The following is a 19,860-nucleotide window of genomic DNA, read 5'->3' on the forward strand; positions in this document are numbered from 1 at the left end:
CCTCGCTGGTCCCATCCATAAACGCGATCAGCGCACAGAAACACGAGCACACCGTGTTTCCGCGCGCGGATGGCGTTTATGCGGGGTCAGGCGGGCTCAGGGCTGGGGGTCGAGCGCGTCGTACTGCCGGAACCGCGGTGAGAAGCGGACGAGCGTGCCGACGAGCGCGAGGATCAGGATGCCGCCGAACAGCGGCGGCACCCAGAGAGCGGTCAGGGTCGCGAGGGTCCCGGCGTAGAGCGCTCCGACGCGGGGGCCACCGGCCACCACGACGATGAAGATGCCCTGGAGGCGTCCGCGCATGGCATCCGGGACCGCCGCCTGCATCATCGTCGAGCGGTAGATCGCGCTGACGTTGTCGGCCGCGCCCGAGATGGCGAGCGTGACCGCCGCAAGAACGATCAGCGCGACCGCGGCGTGGGTCTCGTCGACGACATCGGGACGGAGCCATCCGAGGCTCGCGGCGACGAGAACCAGGCCGAAGAGTCCGATGGACAGGCCGTAGACCTGGATGGCCCGCTCGATCCCGAGGCCCTGGCGGCGCACGCGCCCGATAGGGCCGGAGAAGAGACTGGAGAGGAAGGCGCCCGCGGCGACCGCCGCGGTGAGGACTCCGGTGGTGATGGCTCCGCCGCCGAGGAGCACGGCACCGATCGCGGGGAAGAGGGTGACGGGCTGGCCGAACGTCATCGCCGTGATGTCGAGGATGTACTGCAGGCGGATGTTCGGGGCGCGGCGGAGGAAGCGGGCGCCGTCGCGGAGCGACTCGAGCCCCGGTCGAACCACCTCGCCTTCGGGGCGCAGACGTGGCAACGACCACAGTCCGAGAAACAGCGACGTCATCAGCAGCACGTCGAGCGAGTAGGTCCAGGCATAACCCGCGACCGCGACGAGCACACCGGCCAGCGCGGGGCCGGCCATGACCATGATCCCGACGGTGACGCCCTGAAGGGCTGCAGCCGCCGGTAGCAGCTCGCGGGGGATCAGCCGTGGGGTGATCGCCGACTTGGTCGCCATGACGATGGAGTTCGCCGCGGAGTTCACGACGCTCAGGACGAACAGCCACCCGACCGTCTCGAGGCCCGTCCAGGCGAGGGCCGCCAGCAGCGCGGTCGAGACGAACGTGACCACGGCCGCGAGGAGCGCCACGGCGCGCCGGTCGAACGCGTCGGCGAGCATGCCGCCGTAAAGTCCGGCGAGGATCATCGGGAGCAGCCCCGCCACAGCGATCATCGACACGGCGAAGGTGCTCTGCGTCAGCTCGAAGACGTGCAGCATGACCGCCACGACCGTGAGCTGCCCGCCGAGGCCGGCGAGGGTCGATCCGATCCACAGGCGCGCGAACGCGGGTGACGTCGTCAGCGGGCGCAGGTCGATGAACGCGCTGCGGCGCGCGGTCACGCGTCGACCTCGACACGTTTGATGCGCGCCGTGTGTCCTCGCAGGATCTCGATGTCGCGGGGAGCGACGCCGAAGTGCGCGGCGAGCACCTTCACAACACCCGCGTTCGCTGCCCCGTCGACCGCGCGCTCGCGAACGTGCACCACGAGACCCTCGGCGGTGTCTTCGACGAGAGGGCCGCGTCGACTGCCGGGCTTGACGCGGACCGTGAGCTGCACGGATCGAGGCTACGCCAGGCCGCGGACATCGGGATGCCGGTGCCTAGCGAGCGCGGTGCGGTTCATTCGCATGACCCGTGGGGCAGGTGGTGAACCCGGGGCGTTTCCAGGCGACATCAGCCGCGGCTGTCATGCAGATGAACCACGCTGGTCCGCCGCGGTGGCCGAGTGTTCGTGCCGAATCCGGATGCTGGTAGACTCATGCGGTTGCCGTTCGATCGGCCGCGGATAAAGAGAGCCCACGCATCAGGCGTCGGGCGCCGCGCAACGAAGAGGAAGGGGATCACCTATGGCACTGGAAGCAGACGTCAAGAAGGCGATCATCGAAGAGTACGCGACGCACCCCGGTGACACCGGATCCCCCGAGGTGCAGGTCGCGATGCTGACGCAGCGCATCAAGGACCTCACCGAGCACCTCAAGGCACACAAGCACGACCACCACTCGCGCCGTGGCCTGTTCCTGCTCGTCGGTCAGCGCCGCCGCCTGCTGGGTTACCTGCAGGAGGTCGACATCAACCGTTACCGCTCGCTCATCGAGCGTCTCGGTCTGCGTCGCTAATCGCACCAGCGTTCAATCGCGCAAAACATTCTTGGAAGGCCGCCCCACGGTGTGGGGCGGCCTTCGTCATTCCCGGATGCCGTGGGGTAGCTCCCCGTCACGCATAAACGCGATCCGCTCGCATAAACGCGCTGTGCACGTGTTTCTGTGAGTGGATCGCGTTTATGCGTGCGTCCGGGGCCGGGGCCGGGGCCGGGGCCGGGGCCGGGGCCGGAGTCGGTCCGGACCGCGGCGCGACGGGCGGCGGGGCCGAGTGCCGGGCGCCGCAGCGGCGCGCCGGACGTCGGCGCCGCGGGCTCAGGACGCGGCGCGAGCGGCCAACAGATCCGCGTGCCAGCGCTCGGCCACGTCCGGGTGCGCGCGCAGGCGCGACTTGAGGGCGTTTTCGCCGTACGTCGCGTGGATGGGGTTCGTCGGGTCGTCCGTGACGCCGCGGACCTCGGATGCCAACTCCTCGGGCAGCTCGATGATCGGCAGGCGCGCATCGAGCGCCGGGTTGAAGAAGAACGGCACCGAGATGCGCTCGTCCGGGAACTTCGGTGAGATCACGCGGTGGTTCGTCGCCGTCAGATAGCCCTGGGTGGCGTACTCGAGCAGCTCGCCGATGTTGACAACGAAGGCGCCGGGAACCGGGGGAGCGTCGACCCACTCACCGTCGCGCTCGACCTGGAGGCCACCCTTGCCGGGCTCGACCCAGAGCAGGGTCAGCACGCCCGAATCCTTGTGGGCGCCGACGCCTTGCTGGGGGGTCGGGTCGTCCTTGCCGGGGTAGCGGACGATCTTGATCAGGGTCTGCGGGTCGCCGAAGTGGCGGTCGAAGTACTGCTCCTCCGCGCCCAGGGCCAGCGCCCACGCCCGAAGGAGCTTGCGGGCGACGCCGGTGAGGTGGTCGTGCCATTCGGTGACGACCTCCTTGAGCTCGGGCTGCGCCGCGGGCCAGAGGTTCGGGCCGATCAGGCGGTTGTAACCGGGCCCGTCGGGGTCGTCGATCGCATCACGCTCGGGACCGATGTCGATCTGCTCGCGCCAGTCGACGCGACCCTGCGTGCGCTCGCCGCCGACCCGCGTGTAGCCGCGGAAGTGGGGGCTCGTGACGTTCTCGATCGCGAGCTTCTCGGCCTCGGGCAGGTTGAAGAAGTCCTTCGCCGCCTGCAGGAGCTTCGCCTCCAGCTCGGGGCTGACTCCGGTGCCCGTCAGGTAGAAGAACCCGACGTCGTGGGTCGCGGCACGCAGCTCATCCCGGAAGCGGGCGGCGGCATCCGGTCCCTGGTCGAGGAGCGAGAGGTCGAGCACGGGGAGATTCAGGTCGGACATGCGACGAGGCTAGGTCGATCCGCGCGGCGTCGGGCGAATGTTGCCGATGGTTACCGTTCGCACCGGATGCGACACCCACGGGGATCGCCGAACAGGATGCCGCCCCCTCGGTGCCGTGAAAAGACGGGCGTGGAGCGTATGTGACGTCCGCCATCGCAAACCCCGCCGATCGGCGGGGTGCGAACGGGCCGTCGTATTGCGTATCGTGTCCAGGTCAGGTGAGGCTGCCCTTACCTTCCCGCAGTGCCGCGGCGCCCACCCCGAAACCGAAAGTCGGAATCCCGCCCGTGCTCGCAAGCTTCTTCGCCACGTTCCTCATCGGCCTCCGTGAAGGCCTCGAAGCGGCACTCGTCGTCGGCATCCTCGTCGCGTACCTCACTCGCCTGGACCGTCGTGACGCTCTGCCCAAGCTGTGGACTGGTGTCGGCCTCGCGATCGCCCTGGCGCTCACCGTCGGCGCGATCTTCACCTTCGGTGCGTACATGCTCACTTTCGAGGCCCAGGAGCTCCTCGGCGGGGGGCTGTCGTTGCTCGCCGTCGCGATGGTCACCTGGATGATCTTCTGGATGCAGAAAGCCGGGCGCACGCTGAAGGCGGGCCTCGAGGGTGGCGTCGACAAGGCCCTGCGCGGCGGGGTGTGGGCGCTCGTCGCCATCGGATTCGTCTCGGTCGCTCGCGAGGGGGTCGAGACGACGCTGCTGCTGTGGTCGATGGTCCAGTCGTTCGGCGACACGCCCTTCGCCCTGCTCGGCGCGCTGCTCGGACTGGTCGCCGCGGTCGTCCTCGGCTGGCTCATCGCGCGCGGCATGCTCCGGCTCGACCTCGGTCGCTTCTTCACCTGGACCGGCGGCTTCCTCGTCGTCGTCGCGGCGGGAGTGCTCGCTTACGCGTTCCACGACCTGCAGGAGGCGGGGGCCCTCCCGGGCCCGTTCGGCGCGGGCGCCCCGATCGACCCCGCGACCGGGCTCGTCGCCACCGGTTGGGCCGGCTTCCCGTTCGGCTGGGCGTTCGACGTCTCGGATGCCATCTCCCCGGGCGGTCCGCTCGCCGCGCTGCTGCAGGCCACCGTCGGCTTCATGCCCGCGATGACGTGGCTGCAGGTGATCGCCTGGGTGGTCTACATCGCCGTGGTCGTGCCCCTCTTCGTGCGCGGCGTGCGAGCCAACCGGCGCCCGAAGGCGACCGCGAGCCCGGTAGCCGCAACCCCCGCGTCGCACTCCGCCGACGCCCCCGCGGCCCACGCCGCCCCGCAGCTCTCCGACGCCGCTCGCGTGCCCGACGCCGCGGCATCCGTCACCCATCCGAATGGAGCATCATGACCCCGACTCGCCTCCTCGCGGCTGCGGCCGTGGCCGGCGCGGCCGCCCTCGTCCTCTCCGGCTGCGTCGCCAAGACCGACGCGGCCGCCTCCGGAGCCCTCACGGTCACCTCGACCGACGACGGCTGCGCGGTCTCGTCCGCCTCGGCGCCCAGCGGCACCGTCGCGTTCGACGTGAGCAACAAGAGCGACCAGGTCACGGAGTTCTACCTGCTGGCATCCGACGGTCTCCGCATCGTGGGTGAGGTCGAGAACATCGCCCCCGGCGCGTCGCGCAATCTCACCGTCGTCGCTCAGCCCGGCGACTACTACACGCTGTGCAAGCCCGGCATGGTCGGCGACGGCGTCGGCAAGGCGAGCTTCTCCGTCACGGGCGACGCCGTCGCCGTCGAGGGCCCGGATGCCGAGCAGAAGCAGCAGGCGGTCGACCTCTACGCCGCGTTCGTCAAGGACCAGGTCGGTCAGCTGCTCCCCGCCGTGAAGACCTTCACGGCCGCGTACGAGTCGGGAGACGACGCCGCGGCGAAGGAGCAGTTCCCCCGCGTGCGCGCGTACTACGAGCGCATCGAGCCGATCGCCGAGGCGCTCGGCGACCTCGACCCGCGCATCGACTACCGCGAGGTCGACGCGGTGGCCGAGGGGCTGGATTGGACCGGGTTCCACCGCATCGAGAAGGACCTCTGGGTCCCCGCGCAGGACGCGTTGAACGCCGACGGTGCGACGCCCGCCTGGAAGGACTGGACCCCGTCGACCCCCGACGAGCGCAAGACGCACGGCGACAAGCTCGTCTCGGACGTCCAGGAGCTGTACGACTACGTCCACGGCGACGAGTTCACGCAGGCCCTCGACGCGCAGGGCGTCGCGGGCATCTCGAACGGCGCGATCGCGCTGCTCGACGAGGTCGCGAGCGGCAAGATCAGCGGTGAAGAGGACTGGTGGTCGGGGACCGACCTCTACGACTTCGCGGCGAACGTCGAGGGGTCGAAGATGGCCTTCTCGCTCGTGCGCGACTTCGCCGAGTCGAAGGGCGACAAGGGCGCTGAGCTCGTCGCCCGCATCGACAAGGGATACGCCGACCTCGAGGCTGCTCTCGCGGCACACGGTTCGGCCGACGCGGGCTTCGTCCCTTACTCGCAGCTGACCGAGGCGGACAAGCGCCAGTTCACCGACCTCATCAACGCCCTGGCCGAGCCGCTCTCGCAGCTGACGGTCACGGTGCTGGAGTGAGCGTGAGCGACGAAGAACAGAACACGGCTGCCGTCGGACCTTCGGGTCCGGCGGCGTCCGCGCGTCCGGCGGCCGCGGACGCCGCCGCGGAGCCGGAAAAGGGTGTGTCCCGCCGCGACCTGATCGGCCTCGCCATCGGGGCGAGCGCGACCAGCCTCGTCGTCGGCGCGGGCGCGGGCCTCGTCGGGGGTGCGGCGTACGGCCAGGACCAGGCGCGACGGATCATGGATGCCGCGGCCCCGGCGTCCGGCATTCATCAGCCGGGAATCACCACCCCGGTGCAGGAGCACCTGCACTTCGCGGCCTACGACATGATGGCGCGCACCACGCGCGACGATCTGGCCGAGCTGCTGTCGGACTGGACGTATGCCGCGAACCGCATGATGCAGGGCCTCGACGTGAGCGCCACCGGCGCGCTCGGGGGATCGCCCGACGCGCCGCCGGACGACACGGGCGAGGCCGTCGGGCTGCCGGCGAGCAACCTCACCATCACCTTCGGGTTCGGACCCTCGCTCTTCGACGCCCGGTTCGGGCTGGAGGGGCAACGGCCGGCAGGGCTCGAACGGCTGCCTGCGTTCTTGAACGACGACCTCGACCCGCTGCGCTCGGACGGCGACCTGTGCATCCAGGCGTGCGCGGACGACCCGCAGGTCGCCGTCCACGCGATCCGAAACCTGAGCCGCATCGCTTTCGGTCGCGCGACGATCCGCTGGTCGCAGCTGGGGTTCGGGCGGACGTCGAAGACCACGGCGTCCCAGACGACCCCGCGAAACCTCTTCGGTTTCAAGGACGGCACGGCGAACATCCTCGCCGACGACACGGCCGCGCTGGAGGAGAACGTCTGGGTCTCGGCATCCGAGGGTCCGGCGTGGCTCGCGGGCGGGTCGTACCTCGTCGCGCGACGCATCGCGATGCTGATCGAGACGTGGGACCGCACGCGTCTGGCGGAGCAGGATCGCGTGGTCGGTCGCGACAAGGGCGCGGGTGCACCGCTCTCGGGCGGCGACGAGTTCACCGCTCCCGACTTCTCGGCGGTCGGTCCGACCGGGAAACCGGCGATCGACCCCCGCAGCCACGTCAGCCTCGCGCACCCCGACAACAACGGGGGCATCCGGATCCTGCGCCGCGGCTACAACTTCGTCGACGGCACGACCGATCTCGGTCGGCTCAACGCCGGGCTGTTCTTCCTGTCGTTCCAGAAGAGCCCCGATCGGTTCGTCACGCTGCAGAAGGCCCTGTCGACGGATGCCATGGGCGAGTACATCCGCCACGTCGGCTCGGGGCTGTGGGCCGTGCCCCCGGCTCCGGCCGCGGGCGCGTCGATCGGGGCGGGGCTGCTCGGCGCCTGACCTCACCGTGCGGCCGTCCGACCTCACGCGCGGAGGTGGCTGAGCGTGTCGAAGCCACCGGTGCCGGCGTCGGGGGTCGCTACCCCGACGCGCGCCCCGCGCCGAGCTCGCGGTCGCGGAAGAGCCATGGCATCCGAGGCTCCACCAGGGGGCGCGTGAGACGCCGGACCGGGCGGCTCGACAGGGCCACCGCGATGACCACGCTCGCGACGGCGATCACCACGATCCACAGCCACGACGGCTCGAGTCCCCGCAGCACGCCCGACTGGCGGAACGGATAGAGCACGAACGTGTGCAGCAGGTAGACGTACATCGTGTGGCGACCGAGGTGCGTCCACCGGGTCTCGCCTCGCGGGACGAGCAGCAGGAACGCCGTCATCAGGATGAGCGCCAGGGCGATGATCGCCAGCCGGATGCCGCCGGCCCACCACTGGGGGGCGTCGAGGTCGACATACGGGTCGACGAAGAAGAACCACGTGCCCAGACGCACGTCGCGCCACGTGTCGACGAACACGAGAGCGAGCACACCGGCGCCGGCGAGCACCGCGCCGGCGGCGACGCGCAGCCAGACAGGTCGGGTGGCGAGCAGCCCCGCGCGCGCGACGACGTCGTGCTCGCGCAGCCACCACCCGAGGGTGAAGAACGGCAGGAGGCCGAGGAGGCGCGACATCGAGAACGTCGAGTCGATGCTCGGCAGGTATCCGGCGACGACCGAGATCGCCAGCGCCCACACGACCGGCGCGCGGAGTAGGGCGAGGTACGGCAGGACGAGCCGGAACAGCGCGAGGGCGAGCAGGAACCAGAGCGTCCACGACGGCTGCGCGGGGTCGAGGTTCGTTCTCCCCGTCACGAGGAACTGCGTGATCGTCCACAGCGTCTCGAAGATCAGGTACGGCGCGATCAGGTCGGTGAACAGTCGCGCCATCCGCGCACGGCTCGGCTCGGCCGACGACGAGAAGTAGCCCGCGACGAGCGCGAACAGTGGCATGTGGAACGCGTAGACGAGCAGGTACAGCGCCTCCGCGGCATCCGAGTCGTAAGTCAGGCGTTGGATCGCGTGGCCGAACACGACCAGCACGATCGCGGCGAATCGGGCGTTGTCCCAGAACGGGGTGCGGGTCTTCGCGTGAGGTCGTGTCATGGCATCCGTCATCCCCGGCGACGATAATCGCGACGTGATCGAGGGTCCACGGGGGTGGATGCGGGATGCCGATGAGGTACGGCGGAATAAACCTGGGCGTGGTGCGTTCCACAATGTATATTCAGATGCATACAAATAGGAGGCGCATCATGAGTGCGAGCAGCAACTGGCCCGGCATGCAGTTCGGTGTCATGACGGTGAGCGACATCACCCAGGACCCCACCACGGGCAAGACGCCGAGCGAGGCTCAGCGCATCAAGGACACCCTCACGATCGCCAAGCACACCGAAGAGGTGGGCCTTGACGTCTTCGCCCTCGGCGAGCACCACAACCCGCCGTTCTGGTCGTCGTCGCCGACCACGACGCTCGCGTACATCGCCGCCCAGACCGAGCGCCTCATCCTCACGACCTCGACGACGCTCATCACCACGAACGACCCGGTGAAGATCGCCGAGGACTTCGCGATGCTGCAGCACGTGTCGGGCGGCCGCGCCGACCTCATGCTCGGCCGCGGCAACACCGGCCCGGTCTACCCCTGGTTCGGTAAGGACATCCGTCAGGGCCTGCCGCTGACCATCGAGAACTACGACCTGCTGCACAAGCTGTGGCGCGAAGACGTCGTCGACTGGGAGGGCAAGTTCCGCACGCCGCTGCAGGGCTTCACCTCGACGCCGCGCCCGCTCGACGGCGTGCCCCCCTTCGTCTGGCACGGCTCGATCCGCACGCCCGAGATTGCCGAGCAGGCCGCGTACTACGGCAACGGCTTCTTCGCGAACAACATCTTCTGGCCCAAGGAGCACTACCAGCGCCTCATCACGCTGTACCGCGAGCGCTTCGCCCACTACGGTCACGGCACGCCGCAGCAGGCGATCGTCGGCCTCGGTGGTCAGGTGTTCATGCGCGCGAACTCGCAGGACGCGGTGCGGGAGTTCCGTCCGTACTTCGACAACGCGCCGGTCTACGGCCACGGTCCGAGCCTCGAAGACTTCAGCGAGATGACCCCGCTGACCGTCGGCTCGCCGCAGCAGGTCATCGACCGCTACGCCGCGATGCGTGAGACCTTCGGCGACTACCAGCGCCAGCTGTTCCTCATCGACCACGCGGGTCTTCCCACGAAGACGGTGCTCGAGCAGCTCGACATCCTCGGTTCCGAGGTCGTGCCCGTGCTGCGCAAGGAGCTGCAGAAGAACCGTCCCGCCGAGGTGCCCGACGCCCCCACGCACGCGAACCAGGTTGAGAAGATCTACGCCGGTGCCGCCCCGCGCCAGGCCGTGCCCGGTGCGAACCGGGGCGACAACCTCACCGCGGGCAGCCCGTACCAGGACGCCCCGGCCAAGGCGGGCAGCGCCTTCGGCGCCGCCGCGACGAAGGTCGGTGCCTGACATGGCCGCCCGCCGCATCGCGGTCGTGACCGCGGGACTGTCGACCCCGTCGTCGACGCGCATGCTCGGTGACCGGCTTGCGCATGCCGCCCTGGCGGAGCTGCGCGAGCGCGGGATCGACGCCACCAGCGACGTGTTCGAGCTGCGCGACTACGCGCACGACCTCACCGACAACCTGCTCACCGGCTTCGCTCCGGCGCCGCTCGAGCAGATGATCAACACGGTCGTGTCGGCCGACGGCATCATCGCCGTCACGCCCATCTTCTCGACGAGCTACTCGGGCCTGTTCAAGTCGTTCATCGACGTGCTCGACCCGCAGGCGCTCACCGGCACCCCGGTGCTGATCGGTGCGAACGCGGGCACCGCGCGGCACTCGCTCGCGATCGACTACGCGATCCGCCCGCTGTTCACCTACCTGCACGCCAACCCCGTGCCGACCGGGGTGTTCGCGGCTTCCAGCGACTGGGGTGCGAACGCCGACGAGGTCGCCCCGCTCGGTTCGCGCGTCGAGCGCGGCGCGCGCGAATTCGCGGACGCCATCGCCGCGCGCGAGCCGGTCCGCGACGCCGACCCGTTCGATCCCTCGTCGTACCTCGGCGCCGGCAAGTCGTTCGGTCACCTGCTGGGTGGTCTGTCGGGGGAGTGACCCCGTTTCGACGCCCCGCCGCCCCTTCGGGTGACGGGGCGTCGTGCTGTGCGTGCGTGGCGGTGCCGACGTGCGACGGAATCGGACCGGTGCAACGGAATCGGAGCGCTGGGGCGCTGGCATCCGATTCCAAAGCGGGTGTCCGAATCCGCGGTGCCTAGCCCGGCGCCTCTAAGGTGGGGGGCGACGAGAGGGAGCCGAATGGATGCCGCGCAGTGGGACGAGCGTTATCGCGCCTCCGCCGGGGGAGTCTGGGCGGCCGAGCCTCCCGCCGCCGTGCGGGAGATCCTCGCGGACCTTGCGCCCGCGACGGCGATCGACGTGGCAACGGGTGACGGACGCACCGCCGTGTGGCTCGCCGAGCGAGGCTGGAGCTGCACCGGCATCGATTTCTCGGGCGAGGGGCTCGCGCTCGCCGCGGCCCGCCCCGGTGGCGACGCCGTGACCTGGGTGCGCGCCGACGTGCACGAGTGGGAGCCCGCGGCCTCCGTTGATCTCGTCGTGTCGTGCTACCTGCACCTGGCTGACAGCGCGGCCGCTGTCGCGCGAATGGCGGGGTGGGTGAAGCCCGGGGGAGCACTCGTGGTCATCGGGCACGACGTCGAGAACATCGCCGCGGGCGGCCACGGACCGTCGGACCCCGCGATCCTGTACACACCCGAGCTGCTGAGTGGCGCACTCGACGAGGGGTTCCGCATCGAACGGTGCGAGCGCATCACCCGGACGAGTGCGGATGCCGAGCTGCGCGGCGGGCACGCGGCCGCCGCGATCGACACGCTTCTGCACGCGGTGCGCGTGCGCTGATCGCTCGCGCCGCGCGCGGCGCCCGCGCTCACAGCACGATGTCGTCGAGGCTCCGGAGCTCCCGCGCGGCCACCGGGCTCAGGCCGCGCCGCACGAATGTATCGGCCCCCGCGAGCGGGCCCACGTCGATCCGCGCCTCGGCCGCAATGTCGGCAATCGGTGCCTGGAACGTGCGGAAGGCTCCGAGCGGCGGCACCGTGAGACCCCGCCGCGTGTCGACGAGCTCGGTCTGATCGAGGACGAATCCCGCCGCGGCGAGAGAGCCTCGATTGCGCCACGCGGCGATCTTCCAGAACCGCAGCGGAACACGGATGCCGCGATACGGCGGGTCCGTCTCGCCGAGGACCGGGGCGGTGAACACCGCGAGGCGTTGGTCGGTCGTCTCCGCGTAGGAGAGCACGTGGTCCTCGAGCCCCAGCCACAGCTCCTTCGACTGGTTGAAGCCGGCCGCCTGCGGGGCGGCGTTCGTGTAGAAGAACGTGGCCTCGGTGGCATCCCGAGCCTCGTCCGCCGAGCCCCAGCCGGGATCGCGACGACGCACGAGGTGCCCGCGGTCGAGATCGTTGCGGCTGTAGATCTCGGGGCCGGCCTGCGCGTCGGCGGCCACGCGCGGATCGAGGCGCCACTCGCCCGTGCGCGGCTGCTCGCGGAGGGAAGCGCCGTCGATCACCACCCCGGTGACGGCCGCGAAGCGGCGCGCCTCGTCGAGCAGCACCGAGAAGCGCGGATAGTCGAGTCGCGTCGTCGGCGCGACCGGCACAGGCAGGGGGAGAGGGATGCCGAGGAAGTCCGGGTCGTAGCCGTCGCTCATGGTTCCATCGTGCCGGGGACCTCCGACATCGCGACAGACTGACATCGCGACAGACTGGTGCGATGGAACAGCTCGTGAAGACCCGCGCCGACGCTCCCGCAGGCTTCTTCGCCGCGGAGGCCGCGGGACTCCGGTGGCTCGCCGCGGCCGAGGGCGCGCGCATCGCGCGGGTTCTCGACGTCGGTGACGACCGCATCGCCCTCGAGCGCATCGCGGAGGCCGCGCCCGCCGCTGAAGCCGCCGAGGCCTTCGGCGCGGCGCTCGCCGCGACGCACGCGGCCGGAGCCGACGCGTTCGGCTCACCGCCGCCCGGGTGCGAGGGCGACATCTTCATCGGTCGGCGTTCGCAGCCCGCGCGTCCGACGGCGACCTGGGGTGCGTTCTACGCGCGCCAGCGCGTCGAGCCGTTCGTGCCGATCGCGGTCGCGGCCGGGAACCTCTCGGCATCCGGAGCCGAGGTCGTCCGCCGCGCGTGCGAGGCGATCGCGGCGGGCGCCTTCGACGACGACGAGCCGCCCGCGCGCCTGCACGGCGACCTGTGGGCGGGAAACGTGCTGTGGTCGCCCGAGGGTGTCGTGCTCATCGACCCGGCGGCGCATGGCGGCCACCGCGAGACCGACCTGGCGATGCTCGCGCTGTTCGGCTGCCCGTTCCTCGAGCGGATCCTCGGGGCCTACGACGCCGCTCGACCGCTGCGCGACGGGTGGCGCGAGCGCGTCCCCCTCCACCAGCTCCACCCGCTCGCCGTGCACGCGGCGGGTCACGGTCCGTCGTACGGTCGCGCGCTGGTCGAGGCGGCGGAGCAGACGCTCGCCCTCGTGTGAGGCGTCGGGTTCCCGGCATCCGGCTTCTCGCGTGGAGTACACAGAATCGGACGGATGCCACGGAATCGGCCCGACGGCCAACAGCGCTCCGAATCCGTAGCGTCGATCCGATTCCGTGAAGCGGTCAGCCCCGGCGCCCGCGCGTCACGCCCGCGCCGCGGCCCGCCTCTTCGCCCGCCGCGCCAGCACGAAATCGATGCCCACGCCGATCCCTACCGCCACGACGATCGAGACGATGACCGCGACGACCGGTCCGCCCGGCACGACCGTCGCGACCACCGCACCGATCACCGCCTGATACGCCGCCCACGCCAGGGCGGCCAGCGCCGCGACCCCGAGGTACCGCACCGGGTTCACCCGCGCTGCGCCGGCCGCGAGGTTGACGGCGAGACGGGCGAACGGCACGAATCGCGCGGTGAACAGCACCACGGCGGCGTTTCGTTCCAGCCGCGCCCGCGCCCAGTCGAGGGCGGCTCCCACGCGGGGTCCGCGCATCCACGCCCAGCGTTCCACCCCGACCGTCCGCCCCACGAGGTAGCACCCGGCGTCCCCGGCGAACGCGGCCGCTCCCGCGACCAGGATCACGCCGGCCAGCGGGGGCGTCCCGTGCGAGACGGCCAGAGCGCCGAAGGCGGTGACCGCCGCCTCACCCGGGATCACCACCAGGAACGCGTCGGCGAACACGAGAGCCGCCATGCCGAGCAGGGCCCAGGGGCTCGCCGCGATCGCCTGCAACCAGCCGTCGATCCCATCCATTCGGTCACTCTCCGCCGTCGATCAAGACGCCCCGCCCACGCGCCGGTGACTCGCTGCGGAGCATTCGGTGAACATCGCGAACGTCGGGCGCGAAGCGCTCCCGCGACGCCGCGATGCGCCTCACCCTGGTCTCGTGAGAGTCGCGCTGCTGGCCGAGTCCTTCCTTCCGCACATGAACGGGGTCACCGGTTCCGTTCTGCACGTCCTCCGCCATCTCTCCGAGACGGGGCACGAGACGCTGGTGATCGCTCCGAAGTCCGGCGACGTCACCGCTGATCTGCACGGCGCCCGCACCGAGCTCCTGCGGTCCGTCCCGCTGCCGTCGTATCCCGAGGTCCGCGTGGTGTTCGCGCGCGCGGCTCGCCTGGGCGCGCTGCTGCGTGACTTCGAGCCCGACGTCGTGCACCTGGCATCCCCGTTCGTCCTCGGGTGGCAGGGGCTCGCCGCGGCCGACGCGCTGCGCATCCCCACCGTCGCCGTCTACCAGACCGACGTCGTGGCCTACGCGCAGAAGTACGGCCTCCCGCAGGCCACGGCGCTCGTCGAGGGGCACGTCACGCGCCTGCACCGCCGCGCGACGCTCACGCTCGCTCCGTCTTCGGCGTCGATGCGACAGCTCGAGAGTCTCGGCGTCGACCGCCTGCGGCGATGGGGCAGGGGAGTGGATGCCGCGCGCTTCGCGCCCACCCACCGCGACGACGCGTGGCGGACCGAGGTCGCACCGAACGGCGAACGCATCATCGGGTACGTCGGTCGTCTCGCGCCCGAGAAGCAGGTCGACGATCTGAGGGCTCTCGCCGACCTGCCGAACACGCGCCTGGTGATCGTCGGCGACGGCCCCGCGCGATCTTCGCTGCGCGAGGCGATTCCGGATGCCGTCTTCACCGGTCACCTGTCGGGCGAGATGCTCGCACGGGTGATGGCGGGCTTCGACGTGTTCGTCCACCCGGGGGAGAGCGAGACGTTCGGGCAGACGATCCAGGAGGCTCTCGCGAGCGGCGTCCCCGTGGTGGCGACGGGCGTCGGCGGGCCTCTGGACCTCGTCCGCTCGAGCGTCGACGGGTGGCTGTACCGCCCGGGGGATCTCGACGATCTCCGCGCGCGCGTGTCCGATCTCGTCGGCGACGACGCGAAGCGCCAAGCGTTCGCGCGCGCGGCGCGGGAGGCGGTCGCGGGGCGCACCTGGTCGGCTCTGACGAAGGACCTCGTCGGGCACTACCGCGAAGCGCGCGAGCTCCGCGCGATCGACGACAACCTGCTCGTGCGCGGAGCCCGACGACCGGCTGCGGCCGTGGCATCCCGAACCAGGGGTCGGTGGACGCGCTTCGTCGCCTTGGGGGACTCGTTGACCGAGGGGCTCTGCGACCAGTCGCGGATGCCGTCGGGGGAGTACCGCGGATGGGCGGACCGGCTCGCCGAACTGCTCGCCGGGACGAGCGAGGACGGACCGTTCCGCTACGCCAACCTCGCCGTGCGCAGTCGTCGCGTCCGGCACCTGATCGACGAGCAGGTGCCCGCGGCTCTGGCGATGAAGCCCGACCTGGTGTCGATCCTGATCGGGGCGAACGATCTCGTCGGCCCGCACCCGGTGATCCCCGCGATCGTCGCCGAGGTCGAGTCGGCCGTCCGCGCCGTGCGGCGAACGGGCGCGGACGTCCTCCTGGTCACGACCTTCCTGCCGCATCGCGCGGCCGCGCGGTTGTTCGCTCGGCGCTTCTCGACCTACAACGTCGAGCTCCGCCGCATCGCCACCGAGCAGGGGGCGATCCTGCTCGATCTCGAGGCCGTGGCCGAACTCGGCGAGCTTCCGCTCTGGGCCGATGACCTCGTGCACCTGCGGTCGGCGGGGCACCGCCTCGTGGCCTACCGCGCGGCCGAGGCGCTCGGAGTGCCGGACGCGCGCGCCCTGCTCGGCCTCGACGAGGCCCTCCACGCCGACGACGAGCCCGCGCGCGGAGGGTGGGTCACGCGCGATGCCCTGCCCTGGGTGTGGCGGCGCGTTCGCGGGCGCACGGCCGGTGACGGCCTGTCGGCGAAGCACTCCGGATACGTCGAGCTCCCGACGCGGGGCGACCGGGAGCGCGCGCGGACGTCGTAGGACGTTCGGTGGCTCCGATGGGCTTCAGTACCAGCCGGTCTGCTCGGAGTGCCCCCACGCCCCGCACGGCGTCCCGTACCGAGCGCTGATGTACGACAGGCCCCACGCGATCTGGGTCGCCGCGTTCGTCCGCCAATCGGGGCCCGCGGACGCCATCTTCTCGCCCGGGAGGGCCTGAGGGATGCCATAGGCACCGCTCCACGGATTCAGGGCGTCGGCGCGCCAACCGGACTCGCGATTCCACAGCGACACGAGGCAGGAGAACTGGTCGTCTCCCCAGCCGTAGCCGTTGATCACTCCTCGCGCGTAGTCACGTGCTTGGCCGGGGCTCATGATCGGGCCGGCCGGGGCCGTCGGGGGAGGAGTGGTGCCGCCGCCGCTTCCGCCGCCGTTGTTCCCACCGCCTCCGCTTCCGCCGCCGGTGTTGCCGCCGCTTCCGCTTCCGCCGCCGCCGTTCCCACCGCCGCCGCTACCGCCGCCATTGTTGTTGCCGCCCCCGCCGGTGCTGCCGCCGCCATTGTTGTTGCCGCCCCCGCCGGTGTTGCCACCGCTTCCGCTCCCGCCACCGGTGCTGCCGCCGCCGTTCCCGCCGGGCTCCTGCGCGTCCTTCTCGGCTTTCTCGCGCAGCCGCGCTTGGCGTTCCTGTTCGGCCGTTGTCCTGCGCAGCTCCGCGAGTCGTGCGTAGAGGGCATCCAGCTGTGCCTGCGTCGCCGTGACCGTCTGCGCCTCGGCGTCGGCCTGCGTCTGTGCGGCTGCCGCTTCGGTGGCGGACTGCGCCGCGAGGCGCGCGGCCTCGGCCTGCGCCGCCTCCGCCTGCGCGCGTAGCGAGGTCGCGACATCGGCCGCGCTCCGCGCTTCTCCCGCGTCGCGCGTGGTCAGCGTCGTGACGCGATCGAGGATGCCCAGGCGATCCAACAGCGAATCCGGGTCCGCGCTCGTGAGCAGCTGCGCGACCAGCGGGCCGTTGCCCGTGGTGCGGTACAGGCGTGAGGCGCTGGCTCCGGCGCGGGCGTGGGCCGAGGCCATCGCGGCGTCGGCGGCCGAGCTCTGCGCCGCGAGGGCGGCGGCGCGCTCGGCGGTGGACTGCGCGAGCAGGCGCGTGCGCTCTGCTTCGGCGGAGGCGTCCAGCGCGCGACGGGATGCCTCCGCGGCGGACGCCTCGGCGGCGTCGAGCTCTTTCTTCACTTCGATGACGGCGGGGTCGCTGTCGTCGGCCGCGGCGGCCAGAACCCGCGCGGAGGACGGTGAGACCGCCCAGGCCGGCATCGGGGTGATCGCCGCGCCGATCAGCGCGCACGCGAGGAGCGTGTGACTGGTGCGACGGATGAGGCCCATGAGGCCACTGTATTCGCCGCACCGTGTCGGAACCACCTGGAGTCCTGCGGCGCTGCTAGGCTCTTTTGGGGTGCCGTCTTGGCATCCGCTCAATTCCATATGAGCACACGGAGCAGGCCGGCAGACGCTGGTCCCCTGTGGTGGACTCCCCGTCGCGATCGCCGGGTGGTTTTCTACTGGTGGCCAGTCGCCGGGAATTCCGGGCCGATGAGTCGGCGCGCCCTTTCTGCCTGTTCCTGCTCCTTCGCATGTCAGCTCGTCGCCCACACGGGGCGGCGAGCCTAAACAAAGAAGGAGGGACCTCTTGGAAGGTCCAGAAATCACCGCCGCCGAAGCCGTTCTCGATAACGGCCGGTTCGGCACCCGCACCATTCGCTTCGAGACCGGTCGCCTCGCTCAGCAGGCCCAGGGCGCCGTCGCCGCCTACCTCGACGAAGAGACCATGCTCCTGTCGGCCACCAGCGCCGGCAAGCACCCGCGTGAAGGCTTCGACTTCTTCCCGCTGACCGTCGACGTGGAAGAGCGTTCGTACGCCGCGGGCAAGATCCCCGGCTCGTTCTTCCGTCGCGAGGGTCGCCCCTCGACCGAGGCCATCCTCGTGTGCCGCCTCATCGACCGCCCGCTGCGTCCGTCGTTCGTCGACGGCCTCCGCAACGAGGTCCAGATCGTCGTCACCGTGCTCTCGATCGCACCGGGCGAGTTCTACGACGCCCTCGCCATCAACGCGGCATCCATGTCGACCCAGATCTCGGGTCTGCCGTTCTCCGGCCCCATCGCCGGTGTGCGCCTCGCGCTCATCCCCGGCCACGGCGAGCACGCCGACCAGTGGGTCGCGTTCCCCAAGGCCGAGCAGCTCGAGGACGCCGTCTTCGACCTCATCGTCGCGGGCCGTGTGCTCGACGACGGCGACGTCGCCATCATGATGGTGGAGGCCGAGGCCACCGAGGGCAGCTGGAACCTCATCAAGGGCGGCGCGACCAAGCCGAACGAGCAGGTCGTCGCCGAGGGCCTCGAGGCCGCGAAGCCGTTCCTGCGTCAGCTCGTCGACGCGCAGAACGAGGTCGCGCGCACCGCTGCCAAGGAGATCCAGGCCTACCCGGTCTTCCCCGCGTACAGCTCCGAGGTCTACGACTTCGTCGCCGGCCGCTCGTACGACGACCTCGTGGGCGTCTACCAGATCGCCGACAAGCAGGAGCGTCAGAACGCCGACGACGCCGTCAAGGACCGCGTCAAGGGCGAGCTCATCGCCGCCGTCGAGGCGGGCGAGCTTCCCGCCGGTGCGCCGCTGGAGTTCTCGGCCGCGTACAAGTCGGTCACCAAGAAGATCGTGCGCGGTCGCATCCTCAGCGAGGGCGTCCGCATCGACGGCCGTGGCCTCGCCGACATCCGTCCGCTCGACGCCGAGGTGCAGGTCATCCCGCGCGTCCACGGCTCGGCGATCTTCCAGCGCGGCGAGACCCAGATCCTGGGTGTCACGACGCTCAACATGCTGAAGATGGAGCAGCAGATCGACTCGCTCTCGCCCATCACGAGCAAGCGCTACCTGCACCACTACAACTTCCCGCCTTACTCGACCGGTGAGACCGGCCGCGTCGGCAGCCCGAAGCGTCGCGAGATCGGCCACGGCTTCCTGGCCGAGCGCGCGCTCGTTCCGGTGCTCCCCAGCCGCGAGGAGTTCCCCTACGCGATCCGTCAGGTGTCCGAGGCCCTCGGCTCCAACGGCTCGACGTCGATGGGCTCGGTCTGCGCCTCGACCCTGTCGCTGCTGAACGCGGGTGTGCCCCTTCGCGCCCCCGTCGCCGGTATCGCCATGGGCCTGGTCACCGACGAGGTCGATGGCCAGACGCGCTACGCCGCCCTGACCGACATCCTCGGTGCCGAAGACGCCCTCGGCGACATGGACTTCAAGGTCGCGGGCACCTCCGAGTTCATCACCGCGATCCAGCTCGACACCAAGCTCGACGGCATCCCGTCGTCGGTGCTGGCGGCCGCGCTCACCCAGGCCAAGGAGGCTCGTCTGACGATCCTCAACGTCCTGAACGCCGCGATCGACGCGCCCGACGAGATGGCGCCCACCGCGCCCCGCGTCATCAGCGTGCAGATCCCGGTCGACAAGATCGGTGAGCTCATCGGGCCCAAGGGCAAGACGATCAACTCCATCCAGGACGAGACCGGCGCCCAAATCTCGATCGAGGACGACGGCACCGTGTACATCGGCGCGACCGACGGCCCGTCGGCCGAGGCTGCTCGCGCCCAGGTGAACGCGATCGCCAACCCGACCAACCCCGAGGTGGGCGAGCAGTTCCTCGGAACCGTCGTGAAGATCGCGACCTTCGGTGCGTTCGTCTCGCTGCTTCCCGGCAAGGACGGCCTGCTGCACGTCAGCGAGGTCCGCAAGCTCGCCGGCGGCAAGCGCGTCGAGAACGTCGAGGACGTGCTCTCGGTCGGTCGCAAGATCCTCGTGCGCATCACGAAGATCGACGACCGCGGCAAGCTCTCGCTCGAGCCCGTGCTCGACGAGGAGGCCACCACGCCCGAGCCTGCCGACACGCAGAGCTCGGCCGCGGCGAGCGAGGGCCCCGAGGCTCCCGCCGAAGGCTGATCGACTCCTCTGACGGATGCCCGTCCCGCTTTCGCGGGGCGGGCATCCGCGCGTTCTGGCGAAGCGTTACCCAAT

General features: G+C 70.8%; 17 protein-coding genes. 10 read left to right on the forward strand and 7 right to left on the reverse strand.

Translation table 11 applies throughout. The features are described 5' to 3' along the window. Positions 1 to 96: 96 nt before the first annotated feature. Both ACMW4R_RS09270 and ACMW4R_RS09275 read right to left on the reverse strand, forming a co-directional pair. Entirely contained in the window at positions 97 to 1,401 is a 1,305-nt protein-coding gene (locus ACMW4R_RS09270) for an MFS transporter (RefSeq protein WP_418299731.1), read from the reverse strand. Continuing rightward, positions 1,398 to 1,619 carry a DUF167 domain-containing protein gene (locus ACMW4R_RS09275; RefSeq protein WP_058598103.1) on the reverse strand — a complete coding sequence of 74 codons (222 nt, stop codon included), beginning with the start codon at positions 1,617 to 1,619 and terminating at the stop codon, positions 1,398 to 1,400. Before ACMW4R_RS09275 ends, ACMW4R_RS09270 begins: the two co-directional genes overlap by 4 nt. A 289-nt stretch (positions 1,620 to 1,908) precedes the next feature. Here ACMW4R_RS09275 and rpsO point away from each other — a divergent pair, with 289 nt between their 5' ends. Next, positions 1,909 to 2,178: a 30S ribosomal protein S15 gene (gene rpsO / locus ACMW4R_RS09280; protein ID WP_058598104.1), complete on the forward strand. Its 270-nt coding sequence runs from the start codon at positions 1,909 to 1,911 to the stop codon at positions 2,176 to 2,178. A gap of 297 nt (positions 2,179 to 2,475) precedes the next feature. Here rpsO and ACMW4R_RS09285 read toward each other — a convergent pair whose 3' ends face one another. Further along, positions 2,476 to 3,492, reverse strand: coding sequence for an isopenicillin N synthase family dioxygenase (locus tag ACMW4R_RS09285; RefSeq protein WP_418299732.1), 1,017 nt, complete (start codon positions 3,490 to 3,492; stop codon positions 2,476 to 2,478). A gap of 287 nt (positions 3,493 to 3,779) precedes the next feature. On the opposite strand from ACMW4R_RS09285, the gene efeU reads away from it, so the two are divergent. The 3 genes from efeU to efeB are packed head-to-tail and all read left to right on the forward strand — an operon-like array spanning position 3,780 to position 7,386. Next, a complete protein-coding gene (gene efeU / locus ACMW4R_RS09290; protein WP_058628341.1) occupies positions 3,780 to 4,811 on the forward strand; it encodes an iron uptake transporter permease EfeU in 1,032 nt (343 codons plus the stop codon). Then, on the forward strand, positions 4,808 to 6,037 hold the full coding sequence (gene efeO / locus ACMW4R_RS09295) for an iron uptake system protein EfeO (protein WP_418299733.1): 1,230 nt from the start codon (positions 4,808 to 4,810) through the stop codon (positions 6,035 to 6,037). Before efeU ends, efeO begins: the two co-directional genes overlap by 4 nt. 2 nt (positions 6,038 to 6,039) lie before the next feature. Next, entirely contained in the window at positions 6,040 to 7,386 is a 1,347-nt protein-coding gene (efeB, locus tag ACMW4R_RS09300; RefSeq protein WP_418299734.1) for an iron uptake transporter deferrochelatase/peroxidase subunit, read from the forward strand. Positions 7,387 to 7,465: 79 nt separating this feature from the next. On the opposite strand, the gene ACMW4R_RS09305 is transcribed toward efeB, so the two are convergent. After that, on the reverse strand, positions 7,466 to 8,527 hold the full coding sequence (locus ACMW4R_RS09305; protein ID WP_418299735.1) for an acyltransferase family protein: 1,062 nt from the start codon (positions 8,525 to 8,527) through the stop codon (positions 7,466 to 7,468). Positions 8,528 to 8,676: 149 nt separating this feature from the next. On the opposite strand from ACMW4R_RS09305, the gene ACMW4R_RS09310 reads away from it, so the two are divergent. The 3 genes from ACMW4R_RS09310 to ACMW4R_RS09320 all read left to right on the forward strand — a co-directional run bounded on the left by ACMW4R_RS09310 (position 8,677) and on the right by ACMW4R_RS09320 (position 11,359). After that, the gene (locus ACMW4R_RS09310; protein ID WP_418299736.1) at positions 8,677 to 9,909 is read left to right on the forward strand and encodes an LLM class flavin-dependent oxidoreductase; all 1,233 of its coding nucleotides are present in this window, start codon (positions 8,677 to 8,679) and stop codon (positions 9,907 to 9,909) included. A gap of 1 nt (position 9,910) precedes the next feature. Then, positions 9,911 to 10,555 carry a CE1759 family FMN reductase gene (locus tag ACMW4R_RS09315; RefSeq protein WP_058594943.1) on the forward strand — a complete coding sequence of 215 codons (645 nt, stop codon included), beginning with the start codon at positions 9,911 to 9,913 and terminating at the stop codon, positions 10,553 to 10,555. Positions 10,556 to 10,756: 201 nt separating this feature from the next. Next, a complete protein-coding gene (locus ACMW4R_RS09320) occupies positions 10,757 to 11,359 on the forward strand; it encodes a class I SAM-dependent methyltransferase (RefSeq protein WP_418299737.1) in 603 nt (200 codons plus the stop codon). A 28-nt stretch (positions 11,360 to 11,387) separates the two neighbouring features. Here ACMW4R_RS09320 and ACMW4R_RS09325 read toward each other — a convergent pair whose 3' ends face one another. Next, entirely contained in the window at positions 11,388 to 12,170 is a 783-nt protein-coding gene (locus ACMW4R_RS09325) for a DNA/RNA non-specific endonuclease (RefSeq protein WP_058613338.1), read from the reverse strand. Positions 12,171 to 12,232: 62 nt separating this feature from the next. Between ACMW4R_RS09325 and ACMW4R_RS09330 the strand changes: the two genes are divergently transcribed. Next, on the forward strand, positions 12,233 to 12,994 hold the full coding sequence (locus tag ACMW4R_RS09330) for a fructosamine kinase family protein (RefSeq protein WP_058594940.1): 762 nt from the start codon (positions 12,233 to 12,235) through the stop codon (positions 12,992 to 12,994). Between the two features lie 144 nt (positions 12,995 to 13,138). Here ACMW4R_RS09330 and ACMW4R_RS09335 read toward each other — a convergent pair whose 3' ends face one another. After that, positions 13,139 to 13,750 (reverse strand): DedA family protein, encoded by a 612-nt coding sequence (locus ACMW4R_RS09335; RefSeq protein ID WP_418299738.1) that lies wholly within the window; start codon positions 13,748 to 13,750, stop codon positions 13,139 to 13,141. Between the two features lie 133 nt (positions 13,751 to 13,883). Here ACMW4R_RS09335 and ACMW4R_RS09340 point away from each other — a divergent pair, with 133 nt between their 5' ends. Continuing rightward, positions 13,884 to 15,848: a glycosyltransferase gene (locus tag ACMW4R_RS09340; protein WP_418299739.1), complete on the forward strand. Its 1,965-nt coding sequence runs from the start codon at positions 13,884 to 13,886 to the stop codon at positions 15,846 to 15,848. A 24-nt stretch (positions 15,849 to 15,872) separates the two neighbouring features. Here ACMW4R_RS09340 and ACMW4R_RS09345 read toward each other — a convergent pair whose 3' ends face one another. Then, complete coding sequence (locus ACMW4R_RS09345; protein ID WP_418299740.1) at positions 15,873 to 17,183, reverse strand: hypothetical protein; 1,311 nt, start codon at positions 17,181 to 17,183, stop codon at positions 15,873 to 15,875. A gap of 304 nt (positions 17,184 to 17,487) precedes the next feature. Here ACMW4R_RS09345 and ACMW4R_RS09350 point away from each other — a divergent pair, with 304 nt between their 5' ends. Then, positions 17,488 to 19,785 (forward strand): polyribonucleotide nucleotidyltransferase, encoded by a 2,298-nt coding sequence (locus ACMW4R_RS09350; RefSeq protein WP_058594937.1) that lies wholly within the window; start codon positions 17,488 to 17,490, stop codon positions 19,783 to 19,785. Positions 19,786 to 19,860: the final 75 nt, after the last annotated feature.

Origin of the sequence: Microbacterium sp. S1037 (assembly GCF_048381605.1) — a bacterium.
In the GTDB taxonomy this organism is placed as follows: domain Bacteria; phylum Actinomycetota; class Actinomycetes; order Actinomycetales; family Microbacteriaceae; genus Microbacterium; species Microbacterium testaceum_B.